Annotated in this window: 13 protein-coding genes and 1 tRNA gene; 7 read left to right on the top strand and 7 right to left on the bottom strand. The window is 34.3% G+C overall.

The genetic code is table 11. From position 1 onward, the window contains the following. Positions 1-28: 28 nt before the first annotated feature. The 7 genes from QWY92_RS05530 (at position 29) to QWY92_RS05500 (ending at position 6040) form a co-directional block, all read left to right on the top strand. The gene (locus tag QWY92_RS05530) at positions 29-934 is read left to right on the top strand and encodes a DUF6607 family protein (protein ID WP_290269167.1); all 906 of its coding nucleotides are present in this window, start codon (positions 29-31) and stop codon (positions 932-934) included. Positions 935-936: 2 nt separating this feature from the next. Next, positions 937-2430: an ankyrin repeat domain-containing protein gene (locus tag QWY92_RS05525; protein WP_290269164.1), complete on the top strand. Its 1494-nt coding sequence runs from the start codon at positions 937-939 to the stop codon at positions 2428-2430. Positions 2431-2436: 6 nt separating this feature from the next. Further along, positions 2437-2934, top strand: a complete 498-nt coding sequence (locus QWY92_RS05520) for a DUF2271 domain-containing protein (protein ID WP_290269163.1) — start codon at positions 2437-2439, stop codon at positions 2932-2934. A 10-nt stretch (positions 2935-2944) separates the two neighbouring features. Further along, on the top strand, positions 2945-5137 hold the full coding sequence (locus tag QWY92_RS05515; protein WP_290269161.1) for a PepSY domain-containing protein: 2193 nt from the start codon (positions 2945-2947) through the stop codon (positions 5135-5137). An 11-nt stretch (positions 5138-5148) separates the two neighbouring features. Next, positions 5149-5508 (top strand): DUF6686 family protein, encoded by a 360-nt coding sequence (locus QWY92_RS05510; RefSeq protein WP_290269159.1) that lies wholly within the window; start codon positions 5149-5151, stop codon positions 5506-5508. A gap of 5 nt (positions 5509-5513) precedes the next feature. Continuing rightward, a complete protein-coding gene (locus QWY92_RS05505) occupies positions 5514-5876 on the top strand; it encodes a hypothetical protein (RefSeq protein ID WP_290269157.1) in 363 nt (120 codons plus the stop codon). Positions 5877-5966: 90 nt separating this feature from the next. Further along, a tRNA-Ala gene (locus QWY92_RS05500) sits at positions 5967-6040 on the top strand. Positions 6041-6340: 300 nt separating this feature from the next. On the opposite strand, the gene QWY92_RS05495 is transcribed toward QWY92_RS05500, so the two are convergent. The 7 genes from QWY92_RS05495 to QWY92_RS05465 form a co-directional block, all read right to left on the bottom strand. Further along, complete coding sequence (locus QWY92_RS05495) at positions 6341-7252, bottom strand: Abi family protein (protein WP_290269155.1); 912 nt, start codon at positions 7250-7252, stop codon at positions 6341-6343. Between the two features lie 374 nt (positions 7253-7626). Further along, positions 7627-8916 carry a flexirubin biosynthesis putative acyl-CoA ligase FlxY gene (gene flxY, locus QWY92_RS05490; protein WP_290269153.1) on the bottom strand — a complete coding sequence of 430 codons (1290 nt, stop codon included), beginning with the start codon at positions 8914-8916 and terminating at the stop codon, positions 7627-7629. Beyond that, complete coding sequence (locus QWY92_RS05485) at positions 8913-10574, bottom strand: C45 family autoproteolytic acyltransferase/hydrolase (RefSeq protein ID WP_290269152.1); 1662 nt, start codon at positions 10572-10574, stop codon at positions 8913-8915. The genes flxY and QWY92_RS05485 overlap by 4 nt, the downstream gene beginning before the upstream one ends. Before the next feature lie 9 nt (positions 10575-10583). Further along, complete coding sequence (locus QWY92_RS05480) at positions 10584-12113, bottom strand: phytoene desaturase family protein (protein WP_290269151.1); 1530 nt, start codon at positions 12111-12113, stop codon at positions 10584-10586. Next, a complete protein-coding gene (locus tag QWY92_RS05475) occupies positions 12110-15796 on the bottom strand; it encodes an MMPL family transporter (protein WP_290269149.1) in 3687 nt (1228 codons plus the stop codon). The genes QWY92_RS05480 and QWY92_RS05475 overlap by 4 nt, the downstream gene beginning before the upstream one ends. Further along, the gene (locus QWY92_RS05470) at positions 15789-16985 is read right to left on the bottom strand and encodes a DUF2062 domain-containing protein (RefSeq protein ID WP_290269148.1); all 1197 of its coding nucleotides are present in this window, start codon (positions 16983-16985) and stop codon (positions 15789-15791) included. The genes QWY92_RS05475 and QWY92_RS05470 overlap by 8 nt, the downstream gene beginning before the upstream one ends. Positions 16986-17013: 28 nt before the next feature. Then, positions 17014-17400 carry an ApeI family dehydratase gene (locus QWY92_RS05465; RefSeq protein WP_336622088.1) on the bottom strand — a complete coding sequence of 129 codons (387 nt, stop codon included), beginning with the start codon at positions 17398-17400 and terminating at the stop codon, positions 17014-17016.

Below are 17400 nucleotides of genomic sequence, written 5' to 3'. Positions count from 1 at the left end.
TTTTAATAATTACATCAAAACACTAAAAATGAAACAATTATCAATTTTATCATTATTCATTTTAACCTTTTCCTTCTTTGGACATGCTCAGAAAAAGAAAAAACAAGATGCCGAATCCATTAAAAATATGTGTGGATGTTTCGAGGTAACCTTCAATTTTGCCGAAACATTTCATTACAGTAAGGATTCGCTTTATAAACCTTCAGAAACTAAAATTGATAAAGGATTAGAATGGGCGCAGTTGGTTGAAGATGATAAAAACAAAATTTCAATTCAGCATTTATTACAAGTTGGAAACCCTGCAGAACCTTATATCGTAAAGCATTGGAGACAAGATTGGCTTTATGAAAACACCGATTTCTATATGTTTAATGGCGATAATACGTGGAATTATATCTCGAAACCAAAAGCTGAGGTAAAAGGGCAGTGGACGCAAAAAGTTTATCAGGTAGATGATAGTCCGCGCTACGAAGGTTCTGGAACTTGGGTGCATGTCGATGGTAAAAACTATTGGGAAAATACTACCGATGCACCTTTACCAAGGCGGGAATACACCAAGCGCAGCGATTATAATATTACCGTTAGAGGAAACCGCCAAGAAATTACTCAAACAGGTTGGGTGCACGATCAAGACAATGCGAAAGTACTGCGGGAACTAGGTAAGCCTGATGTGGTTTTAGCAAAAGAAAAAGGATACAATACTTACGTGAAAGTAGCCGATAGTCGCTGTCAAGGTGCCATAGATTGGTGGAGTGAAAATCAAGATAAATGGGCTTTGGTACGCCATAAATGGGATGATGTTTACAGCAGAAACCAAAATTTAGCTCTAGAAAACAAAGTGGAAAACAAGGTGCTTTATAAATACTTGTTTTCTGATGATTATACTGAAAAAACTAAAATTGAAACCGTTATTGAATCTTTTGTAAAAAAATAAATATGAATTATAAACACACCATCTTAGTTGCCTTTTTATTCGCAAACTTGCTATCGGCACAAACAAAAAACACGTTTTTGGAAAGCGACTTTTGGAGCACAAAACCAAGCATTGAAGTTGTAGAACAGAAAATAGATGAAGGACATGATCCTACCGCATTAACTTCTAACGGCTTTGATGCCGTGGTGTATGCTATTTTGCAAGAGGCGCCAAATGAAACTATTAAACATTTACTGACTAAAATAGGAAACCCTGTTAATAAATTAACCCACGATAAACGTACTTATGCCTTTTGGTCGGCATATAAAAATAATGCCGAATTATTACAATATTTAGCAACGGAAAATGCCGATTTTTCACTTCGAGATTCTCATCATTTTTCGCCATTAACCTTTGCCGCTGTTGCTGGTGTTACAAATACTGATATTTATGATATATGTATAAAAAATGGCATTGATGTTAAAACCGATGTCGATGAGCATGGTGCCAACGCGCTTTTGTTGCTAACACCACATTTAGCAAATTTTGAGCTAGTCGATTATTTTACATCAAAAGGACTTGATTTAAATTCCGTAGATCAGGATGGAAATGGCGTTTTTAATTATACCGCAAAAGCGGGGAATAAAGCCATGTTGGAGTTATTGATAAAAAAAGGTGTGCCTTATAAAGTTTTGAATAAAAAAGGTGAAAACGCACTGTTTTTAGCAACTAAAGGTTCTCGAAAAGGTTACAATACTTTGGATTATCTAAAATATTTAGAGGCTTTAGGTTTAGAGGCGAATATTATTAATACCGATGGCAAAACACCGCTTCATAATTTAGCTTATGGTAATAAAGATTTGGAAACCTTCTCTTATTTTATAAACAAAGATGTTGCTGTTAATCAAATAGATGTCGAGGGTAATACCGCGCTAATCAATGCTTCCAGTAGAAATACTTTGGAAATAGTCGCTTTTTTAGCGTCTAAGACAGACGCGATTAACCAAGTTAATAAAGATGGAGAATCGGCTTTAACAAAAGCTATTTCTAATACGCCGGAAGTCGTTCAGTTTTTAATTAAGAAAGCTGCCGATGTTCATGTTATCGATGCGAAAGGAAACAATCTAGGCTATTATTTATTGAAAAGTTTCCGCGCGAAGGCGTCTGATACTTTTGGTGAAAAACTGGCGGCATTATCTAATAAGGGATTCAACATTAAAACAAGTCAGAAAGATGGTAACAGCGCCTATCATTTGGCTTTAGATAACCGTGATGCTTTAGAATTATTAAAAGTGGTTCATAATTTTGGGGTTGATATTAATGCTAAAAATAATAGTGGTTTAACACCTTTACATAAAGCAGTGATGCAGGCTAAAGACGAAAAGATTTTAAAATATCTTCTAAGTATTGGTGCTAAAAAAGATATAAGAACTGATTTTGATGAAACAGTTTACGATTTAGCAAAAGAAAATGAATACCTACAAAATCACCAAATTGACATTAATTTTTTAAAATAAAAACCCATGAATAAAAATCTAATTTTTAAAATATTCCCGATAGCTTGTCTTGTTGTCTTTAGTTTGTTCGGATTTAAAACCATTTCCGATTCGTCAACTTATAAATGTATGATCCAAATGACGAATTATACCGGAGAAGGGGCTTATGTGGTAATTTCCTTATTAAACCCAGAGGGCGAATATGAAAAAACACTTTATGTACAAGGCGACGATGATGAATGGTATTCTGATATTCCAGAATGGTGGAAGTTTCAAGGGAAAACACGAACCAATATCGATGCCATAACAGGAGCAACAGTAAGCGGAGGTGGACGTACCATTAACGTGATCACGATTGATAACGATAAAATTGATGCGGGTTATAAAATCCGTTTCGAGTCGGCTGTAGAAGATCAAGAATATTATAAAAGCGATGTAGAATTTGAACTCACATCTGCCACAGTAAAAAGTAAAATTGAAGGTAGCGGCTTTATACGTTATGTACGCATGATGCCCCAACAATAAATCATTATAAATGACGATTTCTATCTGGAGATACAGCCACTTAACGCTGGCTGTATCGACTTCTATATTTATATTATTAGCAGCTTTAACAGGAGTAGTTTTGGCGTTTGAGCCTATTTCGAATCAGTTAAAACCGTATGCCGTTAAGGATGCTCAATCTCTAACGTTGGATAAAACGATTGCTGTTTTGAAAGCGGAATATGATGAGGTTATCCAAATAGAAATTGATAAAAACGATTTTGTTCAAGCAGACGTTATTACTAAAGCAGGGGATAGTGAAACTTTTTATGTTAATCCGTTTACAGGAAAAAAAATAGGGGCTATTATAGAAAAAGCTCCAATTTTTAAGTTTGCTACCAACTTACATCGGTCTTTATTTTTAAAATCAACTGGGCGCGCTATAATTGGTGTGGTTTCTTTTTTGTTGTTTTTAATGACGGTGAGCGGTGTTTTTTTAATAGCTAAGCGGCAAGGAGGTTTTAAAGCTTTTTTTTCAAAAATAATTAAGGAAGATTTTAATCCGTATTATCACAGTATTTTAGGACGTTATACTTTAATTCCTATTGTAATCGTAACCGTTACGGGAGTTTATTTATCGTTAGAAAAATTTTCGTTATTACCAACAGATAGCCACAGGCATGAGGTTGTCGTTATGCCTTCCGCGAAAGCGTTACAAAATAACACGGATGGTTTTAACGTATTCAAATCTATAACTTTAAGTGACGTGGCGCATGTGGAATTTCCTTTTTCGGAAGATGAAGAAGATTATTTTATATTAAAATTACACGATAGGGAGTTGTTTGTCAATCAGAATAACGGAACCGTAGTGAGCGAAAAAAAGACTGGTTTTGTGGCCTTAGCATCAGGTTGGAGCTTGTTTTTACATACCGGAGAAGGTTCTGTAATTTGGTCGCTGGTGTTACTATTAACGGCTTTGTCTATTTTGTTTTTTATGTATTCGGGCTTTGCAATGACGCTAAACCGAAGAAAGAAACGGGTTAAGATTGAAAATAAATTTAATAAAGATACTGCGGAGTATATTATTCTGGTAGGCTCGGAAACGGGGAGTACCTTCGGTTTTGCCAAGTCGTTGTACAATGCATTAATGGCGCAAGGGAAATCGGTTTTTGTTTCAGAATTAAACCAATATACAACCTATAAAAAAGCAAAACACTTAGTTGTGTTTACAGCTACTTATGGTGATGGTGAGGCACCTACAAATGCCACGAATTTCGAACGATTAGTTGGTGAAATCCCTCAACAGAATACGCTTCAATATTCGGTAGTTGGCTTTGGTTCGTTAGCTTATCAAGGGTATTGTAAATATGCACTTATTGTGGATGCTTTACTTCAAATGCATTACAATTTTGTACCCAATATTAAGCTTCATAAAATACATAATCAATCGGTTGAAGCTTTTAATTATTGGGTTTCTGCTTGGAGTAAGAGTAAAAATTTAACGCTTGATGTTGAAGCGCCACTAAAACCGAAGGGTACCAAAAGTAAACCGTTGTTTAAAGTGGTGAATAAAACGGAAATGAATACAGATGCTTCCTTTTTAGTAGAATTAGAACCTGCACGAAAATCTAAATTCACTTCAGGGGATTTACTGAGTATCACTCCCGAAAATGAATCTGTCGAACGCTTATATTCTATAGGAAAAACAGATAAAAATATCATATTAAGTATAAAGAAACATGAGTTTGGTATTTGCTCAAATTATTTGAATACACTAAAATTGAACGATATGATTACAGCCGAAATAAAACAAAATAAGGGATTTCATGCACCAACTTCAGCAAAAGAAGTGGTGATGATTGCCAACGGAACCGGAATTGCACCGTTTTTAGGGATGGTAAATAATGAAAACCGAAAACCCAGTAAAAATTATCTGTTTTGGGGTGGCCGTACCAAAGAGTCGTATAAGTTGTATTCTAAACTCATTGATAAGGCGTTTAATAGCCGGAATTTATCAGGAATTTATTTGAGTTTTTCAAAAGAAGAAAGTCAGAAAAAATATGTACAAAATTCTTTAGTTGAAAAGGAAGATTTAATTGCACGTGTACTTAAAAATAATGGCATTATCATGATTTGTGGTTCAATTGCCATGATGAATGGTGTGTTGGAAGTGCTTGAAAATATTTCGTATTCTAAACTAGGCAAAGCGTTAAATATGAGTCAAATAAAAACAGATTGTTACTAAATAGAACCTATATGTGCGAGAATAATATAAAAACCTTAGCAAAGGTAACCAATGGCGAGCTTTCTGTATGTTGCGAGTGCCGGGTGTATCACCTTGAATTTAATAATATTTATTTAGAATTGAACGAAAATGAGTTCGAACAGTTCAAAAATTACCTTTTTGATATTGAAATGGATTATTGGGAATATAAGTACGCTTCAGCAAAGGTGAAACGAAAAATACCGATTCCGTCGATGCAGCAAAATCTAGTTTTAATGTTTAAACGAGAAGAAATAGTAGAACTTAGGATGTTGCTATCTAGTCGAGCTACGCATGTCTTTAATGAAGCGCTAACAGTGAGAGATATTGATTATACTTTGATTTTAAATTAAGCCCTATGGACGATATAAATACCATTTGCCACAACGATTTTGGAATTGCTTTTCAATGGAAAAGGAGCGCCGCCAAAGACTTTAATAAAATTCAGTTGGTATTTAAAAATACTGGGTTGTTTCTAACGCCCGATGAACTTGTTCAGTTTTCGAAAAATATGGAGTTTACATGTTGTGAGGTCTCAGCACAGGTTAATGATATTGATTATGCAAGCAATAAGTTGTATTTACTGAAAGGACCAAACCCACAAATAAGCTTTGCTTTAAAAGCCATGGAATTACAGGCGTTTAAAGACTTGATAAATGGCACATTATTTCAGTTGGGACTTCATAAAATTTTGGCATCACAGCAGGTGCGATTTAATTAATATTGAGCTCAATATTAGTGTTAGATATTTATATTAAAAATGTATACATTTGCAGTGTTAGGCAATAACTTGCAAAACATTTGAATTTTTGGGGATGTAGCTCAGTTGGCTAGAGTGCTTGACTGGCAGTCAAGAGGTCGTGGGTTCGAATCCCATCTTCTCCACTAATGATAGCAAGGCTTCCAAGAAATTGGAAGCTTTTTTTTATAAATTACATACATTTTACATACTATTATTGATATAATAAAAGTAAGCCCTTTGAAGCTATATATTAAATCACAATATTAATATCCCCTTTTTTAATTATATTTTTACAAAAGCATTCTCAATAAGACCTTACGGAAGTAAACAATACTTTGTATTTAAGCTCAGAAAACAAATTCCGCCAAAGGTGTTATTTTGCTTTTACTTTAGTTTACCAATCTAAATGTTAATGTATTCCATTATTCGTTTTTACTAGTAATTTACTTCCAAAGGGGTTCTTCTTGCCATTTTGGTTTCATGCCTAATGCATCTGGATCTACATTTGGGTATTTTTCAAATAAATTATTTAGCTTAATACTAAATTCATTTCTAGGTAGAATAGTATTTAGCATATAGCGCATTAAACACATATGAACATACAATTTTGAAAACTCGTGCTGTTTAGGTACATTAATGGAATCTAAAATCCAAGGTTTTGGTGGTTTAGACAATAATTTTACCGTACTAGGAAGATTTCTATTCCATAAACGTGAATGATGTGCACAATAATTACGGATTACTGCTATGGACTGTAGCCAACTAGGTAAGAAGGTGTGGTTAACAGCTCCAAACTCAATAGCTATTAAATCTTTTGATTTTACGGTATGTTTTAAGTTGCCATATAGCTTAGATAAGGTTCCAAAGCTTGTTTGCTCTAATGATTTCCATGCAGGAGGAAACCTTTTGTCATCTTTATGTTTTTTAAGATGCTTCTTTATGGATTCGTCTTTAGTGCGCTCAATTTCTATTTCTAAATTTGATAGTGTTTTAACTAGTGCTTTACTATCGTTAAATAGATCGAAGTTTTGAAACCACCAAGGGTTAATTTCGTGAGATAAATGATAAATCAATTTGGTGCGTAGGCTAATTTCTATCTTCTCTATAACATCAAAGAGTAATAATCGTAGTTCTGCATCAAAATTGTATAAAGCTATGACATCTTCAAATTTACTATTAGGTTTGAAGATATGGTTTTCTTTATCAGATTGCATCACATACCAATACTCTCCTAATCTGTAATAACTAATGTTAATAAGGTATTTTTCTGCAATTCGTGGGTGCTTAATTGTTAAGCCACGATCTTGTAATTGTTTTACTTGTTGTGGAAGTGTAAACGGTTTTTTGTCAAACATATATTAAAGATTAGGTGTAAGGTTTGACAAGAACAATAACCTATATAAAGCAAAAGACACACCCTGGGACGCTGTGCTTATGGGTAGCGTGGTGTGTACTGTTGGTGCAAATGTACAATACTTTACCATAATTTTACGATTTTTTACCATGTTTTTTTACCTTTATGCAGAATTGTAATACTTTCTTAAAGAGGTTGAATCTCCTGAATTCACCTTTTTTTTTGTTAAAATTAGTTCATTTTCTATAGCTTAAGTTACATTATTTTTTTTGTAAATGTTATGTTGCTTTCAAACGGAGTCTTGAAATAGTTAAATGAATTTTAAAAATAAATATATTTTGGTTTAGTTTGTTTACATTATCAATAACCTCAAACTTACTTCCGCTTATCAATAACCATTACTGGTTTTCTACTCATTTTCGGGAATTGTAGTTTCTGAATATCTTTTTTGTTGCAAAATTCAATTTTTGGTAATACTCTTAATTTGGCTCTAAAATGATTTTTTATATTCTGAAGTAAAATATCTGTAGGTTCTGCTGTAGCTATTTTTATAAGAATTTCATCGGTCCCAATACTATTGTGTGATAGTTCGATAACATAAGAATCTACTTCGCTAAAGTCATTTAAAACATTATGCATGGCGGGCGGATAAATCGTGGTGCCTTTATATTTTATCATCTGTTTTTTTCTACCAATAACAGGGCCTAAACGGGTGGTGTTTCGGCCGCAATTGCAGGGAGTATTGTGAGCTTTTACAATATCACCGGTTTTAAAACGGAGTAACGGCATGCCTTCAAGACCAAGCGTGGTAATGGTTAATTCGCCAGCTTCGCCTTCGGACACAGGTAGGTTGTTATCGTCTAAAATTTCGGTAATAATTAATTCTGGATGTTCGTGGCCACCTTGTTGTTGACTACATTCAGTAAAAGCCGTATTCATTTCGGTAGAAGCGTAGGTTGAAAACAGCTCGATATTCCAGTCTTGTTTTATTTTTTCTGATAAGGTGTTTAGCGAAAAATCTTGATGCCTAAGTGGTTCACCAATGCAAATAGCGCCTTTGATTCCAGAGGTATTCGGATCAATATTATGCTGTTTTGCATATTCAATAAGTTTCAATAAAAACGACGGTACCGCAATAATATAGGTAGGTTTAAATTTTAAAATAGAATCCCATTGCAATTCTGGAATTCCATTTCCAACACGAATAATACCTGCGCCCAATTTTCTAGCCCCTAAAAAATAAGCCAATCCTGCCATAAAGCGGCGGTCAATGGTAGTCATTAGTTGAATAACGTCGTTCGTTCCAATACCAGCACAAGCAAAAGAAATAGCTTCGTTATAAGCTAAACGCTCCAAATCGTTATCGGTTAAGCCAAAAATCACAGGTTCGCCTAAGGTACCCGAAGTAGTTACGTAATCTATAATTTTATTTTTCGGCACACACATAAAATCGTCGTTATACAACTGTAAATCATCTTTTGTGGTGGTAGGAATAGCCGTTAAATCTTCAAGCGTATTGATGTTTTTAATATCAATTTGATGTGTTCTAAACAAGCGCTTGTAAAAAACAGAATGAGTATTTAAATACTCCAAAAGAGTTTTTAGCTTGTCGACCTGAAAGGCCTTGATTTCGGTTTGCGATGCGTGTTCTATATCTGGAATCATAGGGCTAACTTTCGTTTTAACTTTTTAATGTATTTGTCAACGTCTTGTTGGTCGGGAACTGTGGTGATTTCTTTGGTTTTGGCTTTTTTAAAGGCATTTAGTGATGCTGTATAATACCCTTTTTCGTAGTAATATTTTCCAACTAAATAATAGGCTTCCCAGTATTCTGGGTTTTTATTTCTTAACTCTGAAAGTATTTCAGGTGTTAATGTTTCGTTGTTTTTTATTGCTGAAAGCACTTGAGCTCGTATCGTTCTGTACGTTTGATAATCGCGATAGGCTTGAGTAAACTGGAACGGATCTTTTTCAATGTTTAAAGCCGTGTTGGCAAGCGATAGTTTATTTGGGTTTTTAAAAATGGCATTAAGGTCGTAAGCTACAAATTCGCCCAATTGATAGGGGTTAGACGATACCCAAACCAAACGTTGTTCGGGTTTGAAAACGATAGCGTGATGTGCTAATAATTGATTTAGCGCTTTTTCGTTACCATAACCAATAGATTTATTGTTTAAACCGTCTTTGTTTCTTAGAATATCAACCGCAATTTGAGGTGTTATTTTTGGTTGCTGATTTAGTAATTCTTCCATGCGTTGATAGCGGTATTGCGAATGACTTTCAGCAATGTGTTTTTGGTTTTTTTTGTCTTCCGCGTAAGCGTTACTTTGAAAATGATTGGAACATATTAATTGGTTTTCATTTAAAACTTCATAAACTCCAAAATTGGTTGGAGATACTTCAATAATCGCCGCTTTTTTATCTTTTGCACTGCCAATAAAAATAGATTCGGATACAAATACTTGACGCTTTTTTGCAATAGCAATTGCCTCATCTATCGTAGTAGCGTACTGTAATATTTCTCGATTTAAAATAGAAATGGGGGTTTTGGCAATTAGCGGGATTTGTGATTTTCCGGCATTTATACTCACTGTAAGTCCGTGTTCGTTCATGCCTGAAACCACGCCAATCATGCCTGCCCAAGTAACCGACATAAATTTGTAACCTTCCGTGGGGTTTACAAACGAGATTATTTTTTCTTTAGCAAATTCGTCTCCAGCGTAAAAATCGAGATTACGACCAATAATTAAGCTGCCGTCTTCAGTTTTGTCGCCCCAAGCTGCAAAAGAGGAGCAACCTACCAAGGCTAAATCTTGCAAGGCATGACCAATATCGTGAGCGCCATGCAAATATAAAATACGTAAATAGGGGTCGGCAATATGGTTGTATTTTGGAGATGCGTATTTTGAAAGTCCGTAAATTTCGGTTTTGTATTCTAGCGGAACATTGAGGTATAATTGGCGGTTAAACCAAGCTAAAAATCGTCGTAAAATTGCTTGTTTTGATTTTGATGGTACGAGTTCGTCTACCTTAGATAAAAAGGCGTGTTCTTGGAAATGGAAGAGCTCTTCGGTGAGACTTCCTGTAATTAAACCACGTTCAAGAGGATTGCCTTCAACATAAAGCTCCCATAAACCTTGTTTGTTTTTACTGAGGTTATTTTTGCCTAAAGTATAGGCGGAATCGGAAATTTTAATGCGTTCCGGAATACTGGAATTATAAGCGCTAACATCGGGAATATCATGTAAAGATTTAGAAATGCCGCAAGACGTTAGTCCTAAAAACAAAAAAAGCATTCCTAAATTAAATATCCTCAAGCTCATTTTTATGTGTTATTCAGGTTTGTTGGCTTCTAATATGTTATTCAATAAAGGCTCCATTCCAAGAATTTCAGAACAGGTTAACACCGCTCCAATAGTAACACCTAAAATACCGTGCATATTTAAACTTTGTCCGGTTAGGAGGAGGTTTTTTACTTTGGTACGTGGCGATACAAAGGAAGCTAGTGGTTTATTCGCATCTTTAACGTAGCCATAAATAGACCCTCGGTTAGAACCAATATAATCACGATAAGATAAGGGGGTCGAGGTGTATGTTTCTTGAATGCAATCGCGAATATTAGGGAATTTTTTCTCTAATTCTACAATAAGTATTTCGGCTTTTTCGGCTTTAAATTCTTCATAAGTTTGTCCTCTCTCATTTTTATTGGCAACGGTATTATATGTGTTTTCCCAAGGCGCCATTTCTTCATAGCGCATGTAGGTCATCACGGTTAAGCTTTCGCCCCAAACATCGGTTTTTTTATTAATTCCCATGGATGCCATATAGCCTTCAGGCCAACTTTCAGGAGTATAATCTTGGCCATCCCAAATTTTATCGGCATCTTTTATATGGTAGAAATTTTTATTCTGATATTTAAATGTATTCGGTTTAAGGACAATATACAGGCTAAAACCAGCAATAATACTTTCAATTTTATTAATTCTTTTGGTGTAAATTTTCTTGAATTTATCTTCACCAACCAGTTTAATAGTGAGCTTTGGTTCTATGTTTGAAATAAATAAATCGCCTTTAATTTCTTTACCGTTTTTTGTAATTACTGATGAAATATCTTTGTCTTCAAAATTGAATTTAACCACCTCATGATGTTTAAAAGCGTCGCCACCATGTTCTTTTAAACGACGAATTAAAATTTTAGAAATCTGGCTGCCTCCATTAATACAGCGGTAAGCGCTTTCAATATAGGAGTTTATAGTTAGGGCATGCACGTAAAAAGGTGTGCGGTCGGCATCGCCAGCATACAAATAGTTGGTGCCGGCAAGTACGGCACGTAATTTTGTGTTATCGGTTATAGAATCGATATATTCTTTTGCTTTTAAACTGAAAATATTACTGTTTTCGTAATAAGGTTTCCCGTGTTTTAAACCATATAAAGGAAATTTATCGCAAACATCTTTCACCTTATCGCAATATGTAATAATGGCTTTTTCTTCTTCAGGAAATTGAATAACTAGTTGTTTTATGAAATTATCATAACCTTGAGCATGCTTGTATTCATTAGGGTCGCCTTCAAAAGTCACAATGTCAAAACCATCTTCATCTAGTTTTTTCAAACTTAAATCGTCTATAATATCGAGGTATTTAAAGTACTGATATAGGTTTTGGCCTTCGTTTAAACCACCAATATAATGCACGCCGGTATCAAAAATAGTTTTGTCGCGTACAAAGGTTTGTAAATTTCCACCGTATTGGTTGTTTTTCTCCAAAACACAAACGCTATAGCCTGCTTTGGCTAAAATATTGGCAGACACTAAACCGCCCAAACCGCTTCCTATGACTACGACATCGTAATGTGATTTCATGCTTTATTTACCTGTTTTGTTAAGATAGTAATATTTTTATTTTGAAGTGTGCATTCGAAACCTAAATCGAATTTCTTTAGGATTGAAACCAAAGCATCTCCATGTAATACAATGATGTTTTTTAATTCGGAATACATCAGGGCTTGTAATTCATTTTTTGCAATATTCACTTGATTGATAATTAATGTATCTGCTTTAAATACCACTAAATCTTCCACAGCATCGATACAATGAATGTTGTTTTTATTAGTGATAAAACTGTTTTTGAATATGATGCGGTTGCTTGGTTTTTCAATATAAGAAACTAGGTTTCGGTCTACCGCATGTAAGGCGAGTAAAAAGTCGAGTTGCCCATTGGTGTTCGATAAATGGACAACGGTATCTTTTTCTCCAACCGCATTTAATACCGTTTGGTAAAGGTCTTGGTTGGTTTTAATGTCGGTTTTAACATGTTTGAAAAGCGCATCACCTTTATATCTAAAATCGTCTAAAAGCATGGCGTGAAAGTAACTCGGACTTTCTTTTTCTTTTCTGAAAGTACTAAACTCTGCTCTAAAATACGCCCCAATTTGTTTGGCCCGTTTTGAGTAGCTTGTACTAAAACGTGTATCGTTTGGGGTAATACGATGTAATATTTTTAAAGTGATGTGACCGTCTCTAATCATAGATTCACCTTTCGGAATTACTTCGGAATTACCATGAATAAGCACTGGGATAATATCGAGTTTAAACTGTTCCGCTAGGTAAAAAGCACCTTTATGAAAACGTTTTATCTTGTTGGTTTTAGAGCGTGTGCCTTCCGGGAAAGCCATTAAAGTATAACCTTGTTCTACTTTCTTTTTCAAATGATCTAAGCCGTTTTCAATGCCGCTCGAAACGGGATAAAAACCAGCTAATTGTACGGCTTTACCAAAAACGGGGGAGTTGTAAACCCAATCGTTTACCAAGAAAATAATTTTTGGGTGTAGCATGCCAATTGCTAAAATATCTAAAAAAGAAGTGTGATTTGCGATAATTATCGCCTGCTTTTTAAAATCTTCTTGATGTGAGTTAATCACCTTTTTAACTAGAAAAAGGTGTGTGTAAAGTACCGATTTCATAAATTTTGAAATGGTGATATGAAACCATTTCATCTTGGTTTTCTTCGGAAGGGGGATAATTTTCAATATCGTAACACTAAACAACGAGAGCAAAATACCACCCAAACCAAAGTATGTAAATGATACAATGGAATGTAGTAATAGTCTAAACGAAATAGGACGTTTTTGATTATTCCCTATAAATAGTTTAAATAATAAAGGTTGAATAGTAAAAGCGATTAAAACAGCTGATAAAATACCAATTAAGCAAACTACTGATATGGAATATAATGCAGGATGTTTTGCGAAAATCAAAACGCCAACACCTAAGATAGTGGTGATTACAGATAATAAAATAGAGGTTTTATGCGTGGCCAACGATTTTTCGCCCGTGCGGTACTCGTGTAATAAACCATTGGTGATGAAAATGCTGTAATCTATACCTAAACCAAAAATAAAGGTGGAAATAATAATGTTAAAAATATTAAATTCTAAGTGGAATAAACCCATAATCCCGATGGTTAGCAACCACGTTAAACAAATGGGGATGCCAGTAACTAAAGTGAGCGAAAAGCTTTTGTAAAAGATTAGTAAAATTAAGATAACCACAATTAGGGAATAACCAATTAAGCTGTTGAAATCATTTTTTAGATTGCCTAAAAATGTCTCGTTCATTTGTTTTCGGTCAATTAATAAGGTTTGCGAATCGTCTTTAAAAGCTTCGGTTATGGCATCGCTATTTTCAACTTTCACCAAAGTGGTAATGGTGGTGTAATTATCTTTTGTGGCAATATAATCACTTACCGAAAACGTGTTTATGGCTTTATAAGCGTCAATTTCTAAAGGTTTAAATGTGGTGTTTAAAAGCGTGTAGAATTTATGGTAGGTTTCAGGTTTAAAACCTAGAGGCTTGCCGCTTTCAATAAGGTTTTCTGTGGTGGTTTCAATGGTATTTTTGTCCCAAAAGGTATTCCAGCGATCAATTTGTGCATTTTGTTGGGCTTTTGAATGTACAAAAGTACCAATAGAACTGTAGTTGATAATTTGGTTATCGGCTTTTAGGCGTTGTAGTTTTTTTAGGATGCTATCATTAACCTGTAAGGTGTTTTCTTCAGAAGTGCCATAAGCGGCAATATAAATGGATTTTGATGTGCTGTTAATAAGTTTATCCAGGTTTAACTCGGCGGTTTTTGCATCTGCTGGCATGTAATTCATTTCACTTAAGTCGTTATTGAAAACAACCGTGTTATAAGTAAATAAACTACCAAAACAGAGTAGCAGCAAACCAATAATGGCCCATTTGTTTTTGTGAATATTATAAGAGGCTAATTTATCTAAAATTGTACTTTTTTTACGTTTTTTAGATTGTTCATGATATACCTGCGGAATAAAAAGTAACGCAAAACATGACGAACCCATAACGCTAATGGCGGCAAAAACACCCAAATCTTGTAAGGCTTGGGAGTTGATGAATAGTAAACACAAAAATGCCAAAGCCGTGGTGAGACTACTCATTAAAATGGGTTTAGAAATCTCCTGATATAAATGTTTTATGTTGTTATTGCTTCGGATATGTGTGAGGATGTGTAAAGAATAATCTAAAGTAACACCCAATAAAATTGAGCCAATACCTAAGGAGATAGCCGATATTTTTTCACGAAATAAAAACAGAAAAGCAATAGCTAAAAGTCCGCCAAAGATCGTCGGAATAAATAAAATTATAGGGACTGTTAGCTTTTTGTAAAACAAAACAAAAATGAGTAAAAGGATGCTTAAAGCAATACTAATGGTTAGCGTAATATCACTTTTTATCTGGTTGGCGTTGGCCACGGCAATTAAGGTGCCACCAAAATATTCGCTTTGGGCTTTACCTTTAAAAATTTCATTTAATTTGGTACCTGTATCGTATAAGTTTTCTACAAATTTGGTGTTTTCTGAAGTTTCATTCGCATCTAAAGCAGGTGTTATAAAGAGTAAAATATGCTGTTTGTTTTTACTGACCAAAAAGCCGTTTTGAAGTATAAAATCTTCACCAAAACTTAACTCTTGTAGTTTTTTTAGTGCGATGTATGAAATGCCTAGCGGATCTTTCAAAATAAAATCTTTAGCGACAATTCCGGAAGGCGAAATAAGGGTTTTGTAATTCTTTAAGGTAATAGCATCAATACTATCTTTTTCAATTTTATTAGCTAGGGTTTCATAATCTGTTTCATTTAAAAATAATGGTAAATTTTGATAGATGAAATCTGCTGTGTTTTTTATTTCAGCATCTTCTACACGACCTTGAATTTGTTTGATGTAATTGCCAGATGATGCTTTTATACTATCGATAAACTGAGCAGCGTATGCAGTTAAATCATCCACTGAACCTGTTTCGCTACGACTGATATTAACAATAATTTTATCGGTAAAGTTGACGTTTTTTAAAACCTTTTGAAATTCAGAGTTTTCAGCGTTGGTGGGGATAAGTTTAGTGATATCTTCTTCAAATTCAATTTTTGAAGCCACAAAACCAAGTATTACGAACAAGAGGGTTAAAACTCCAAAACCAATGGCTTTTTTAGAATTAAAATGCAGGTATATTTTGTAAAAGAAGTTATCCATGGGCTTCGGTTCCTTTTTTCTTCGTAAAAAGTAAAAATATAAAATAACATAATAATCCTAAAACGACAGATGAAATTACGGCAAGGCTTAAGCTGCCAATAATATAAATTTTCAAATGGTTTAGAATGTCGCTACTTGTGTCGTTATCTGTAAAGTTAAAGGTTATATTTTCTCCTAAAACAAAGTTTCCAATTTTAAAACTGCCATAAATAACAAATGGAATGAGTGGAGGCATGCTCACATTAGATGAAATAAAAGCGATGGTTTTATTCAGTTTAAAAGTTAAGGCCAAGAAAATAACAATAACGGTGTGAAATCCCCAAAGTGGCGTAAGTCCAATAAAAACACCTAAAGCAACAGATAATGCCTTTTTTTCTGCGGAATCGTTTATGCCTAGAAAATTTTCAACTATAAAACGTTTAAATCCTTTTTTTTTTAATGCTCTAAAAACGTTTCGTGGTTTAATATATAAAAGGGTAAGAATGACCAGCCAAGTATTTAAAATACTGATACGGGTGAAATCTTTAAATGGTCTAAAATGCGATACACGTTCGGTTTCATCATATAAAACCTGAATCGGGATATTTCTAACGCTAATATCTTGCCAGGCAGCTTTTACTATAACTTCTATTTCAAACTCGAATTTTGAAGTGAAAAATTTTAGTTTTTTAAGTTGTTCAATTGGGTAAAGACGAAAACCAGATTGTGTGTCTTGGAGTTTGATGCCCGTTTCAGCCCAAAACCAAAAATTAGAAAACTTATTACCAAAACTACTCTTTTTAGGAACGCTGTCTTGGTCCATATTTCGAGCACCAATAAGCAAAAGATTCTTGTTTTCTGAAGCTTCAAGTGTATTGATGAATATGGGAATGTCTTCAGGGAAATGTTGCCCATCCGAATCTATAGTAAGTGCGTAATGGTAGCCTAAACTTTCAGCATGTTTAAACGCAGCACGTAGCGCTTTACCTTTGCCTTTATTTTCTGTAAAATGAATTTGTTCGTGGCTTGTATATGCTTTTAGGATATGGGCGGTGCTATCAGTAGAACCGTCGTTAACAATAATGAGGTTTTCGGTGTGGTTAAGTACGCCGTTTAAAACCCGTTCTAATGTTTTTTCGTTGTTGTAGGTGGGTACAATAACACAACATTTCAGGCTGTTCAGTTTATGTTTTGTTACTGTTTCCTCCATTTTTAAAGTAGAATTCGGTCTAGGAATTTTAAACCAATTCGGTATTTGTTATAAATGTGCCATTGCATTTTAAGGCAATGGTACCATTGGTAAATTTAGTGATATTTTTCACCTTAACCGTATTGTTTTCTTCAATTATAGAAAGCTCTAAAACGAGTTCAGGATTTATGTGTGGGTTAATTAAAGCCGTAAATTTTACGTTAGAAATCCCTTGTAAAAACAAGTTGCGTTCAACATGATCTTGCGTGATTTCTTTTATGGTTTGAATCATACAAACTCCTGGTGTTATTGGGTTTCCTGGAAAATGACCATTAAAAACATCATGGTTTTTATTCAGAAGAATAGTGACATGAATAGTATTCGCGTCTACATTCCGAGTTGCTTGTATTTTATAGAAATCTTTAATTAACATCAT

It is taken from the genome of Algibacter miyuki (assembly GCF_030409805.1).
GTDB classification, from domain to species: Bacteria; Bacteroidota; Bacteroidia; order Flavobacteriales; family Flavobacteriaceae; genus Algibacter; species Algibacter miyuki.
This window is presented reverse-complemented; position numbering and strand designations above follow the sequence as displayed.